This is a genomic window from Paracoccus sp. MKU1, from assembly GCF_001447385.1.
GTDB lineage: Bacteria > Pseudomonadota > Alphaproteobacteria > Rhodobacterales > Rhodobacteraceae > Paracoccus.
This window is the reverse complement of record NZ_LLWQ01000066.1, coordinates 1-1,823: the sequence shown is the minus strand read 5'-3', so window position 1 is coordinate 1,823 and position 1,823 is coordinate 1. Positions and strand designations below refer to the sequence as shown.

General features: G+C 61.4%; 1 protein-coding gene, 1 tRNA gene and 1 pseudogene. 1 reads left to right on the top strand and 2 read right to left on the bottom strand.

Going from position 1 to position 1,823, the window contains the following annotated elements:
- A pseudogene (locus AQY21_RS04795) lies at positions 1-539 on the bottom strand (IS701 family transposase); the annotation flags it as partial.
- A gap of 558 nt (positions 540-1,097) precedes the next feature.
- Between AQY21_RS04795 and AQY21_RS04790 the strand changes: the two are divergent.
- Positions 1,098-1,174 (top strand) — tRNA-Arg (locus tag AQY21_RS04790).
- A 28-nt stretch (positions 1,175-1,202) separates the two neighbouring features.
- Here AQY21_RS04790 and AQY21_RS30140 read toward each other — a convergent pair.
- Positions 1,203-1,499 (bottom strand): hypothetical protein, encoded by a 297-nt coding sequence (locus AQY21_RS30140; protein WP_058096647.1) that lies wholly within the window; start codon positions 1,497-1,499, stop codon positions 1,203-1,205.
- Positions 1,500-1,823: the final 324 nt, after the last annotated feature.

Sequence of the window (1,823 nt, the reverse complement as noted above, 5' to 3'; positions counted from 1 at the left end):
GGCCAAGGCGATCTCCGGCTTGGGTCACGGTAGGTGCGCGCCTCGTCAGGAACCTTTGCCCGATCCATGCGCGCCGTATTACCGGTCCAGCTCTCGGGCAGAAACAGCCGAAGCCCGATCATCACGGGCACTTCGCCTGATGCCAGCGTCACCGACACAAGGGTCTGGCAGTTGGCCTTCTTGCCGAGCGCCGACGCGTATTGCGGTGCTACCCCAACCGAGGCACGCTCCTTCTTGGGCAACGCGGTATCATCAATAATCAGCCAGGCATCGCTGCCACCGACCAAGGCGTCTGCCTGCCGGCACGGTTCCTTCTCCAGCGGCGCGCTGTCCCACAGCGCGGCACCAATAAAATGATGAAGTTGGTCATAACCAATCCCGGGCGAACGCATCGCCATGGGCTGCACGCTCTTGCGATCGCCAGGACCAATCAGCCCCTCAACGTAAGCCGGACACATCCGCGCCCGGCGACGGTTGCCCAATGTTGCCACAAAGGGACGAAGCCACTCCGTCAGATCGTCCCGCCAATCATCCGCCATCGCCAGCCTCCACAAGCTGGCACTCCATGAAGCACCGCAAGTGACCCTTGGGAATCCTGAAAATGCACTTCCGCCAAAGTAGTGCTAGGGCTGCGCGGCAACCAGCCTGGCCAGAGCATCGTGGCGGCTCGGAGGGCGGTTCTCTGACGGGGACCGTTCTCCGGCCGTAGCTTGGGGGCGTGGCGCCCGAAGTGAAGCCGCCGGTATCCGTGTCACCGGCGCCGTGCTCCGCCAAGCCATGCCGATGCGCGCCCGAACAGAAAGCCAGAGCAGTTCTTCGCAAACAAAGGGTTGCCGCTTCGATCCATGGTGCCAGGTTTCCCTTTTGCCAGCGGCGGAGCCGCGCCTGCGGCATATCGCTCGACTTACTGCGTTCCGGTGCGGTCCAGTCCCTCGGTCCACAGACATGGCGATCGATGGATCGTCGCCAAGCCCGGCCTGGAAGGTCGCAATGTCGATCCGGCTTGGCGCTCACGGCGATTTCAGAAAAAGTTTCTGCCAAAGCTCATTTTGGCCTTGCGCCCCTCCGGCGCTCACTCTAAATCACCGGCTCACAGCGGACCCGTAGCTCAGCTGGATAGAGCACCAGACTACGAATCTGGGGGTCGGGCGTTCGAATCGCTCCGGGTCCGCCATTTGGCATCCAGACATTATTGCGTTTTTTCACTGCTCTGCTCCTTCTTCTGGGGGCCGGTTTGCAAAGGCGGTGGCCGGGCTGCTCTCGAAAGCCTGAATCGCGGCCCTCGAAAGCGCAGGCGTCATCGCCATGTACTTTTCAAGAATACGGGTAGCCGATTGCAGCGTGTGCCCGGTGATCGACGCGATCTGAGGCACCTCGCAGCCAGCCTCGGCCAACAAAGTGACGGCTGTACCCCGCAGGTCATTGAAGCGCAGGAACTGAGACTTTTCCTGCTGCGTCAACGATGCGTAGTTCTGGGGTCGCAGCCCGCAGACGATCATGCTAGCTGCAACCGTCTTGTTCTGGTGAGAATGGCGGTGCGAAATTAGTCCACGTTAGCGGCGGCATGGTGCTGCTGCGGGCGGCGTAAAAGTCGTCCACCTTTTCCCTTTCTGCGGCTGCAGGGAGGATGGGAGGATCTACAGCGTGGAACTCTATCTCAAGGTTCGTCAGGCCTGTGCTGCTGGTATGAGCCAGCGTCAGGCGGCGACGACATTCAACATATCGCGCGACACGGTCGCAAAGATGATGACGTTCTCGGTTCCTCCGGGCTACCGGCGGACGGCCGAGGTCAGGCGCCCGAAGCTCGATCCGTTCATCCCGAT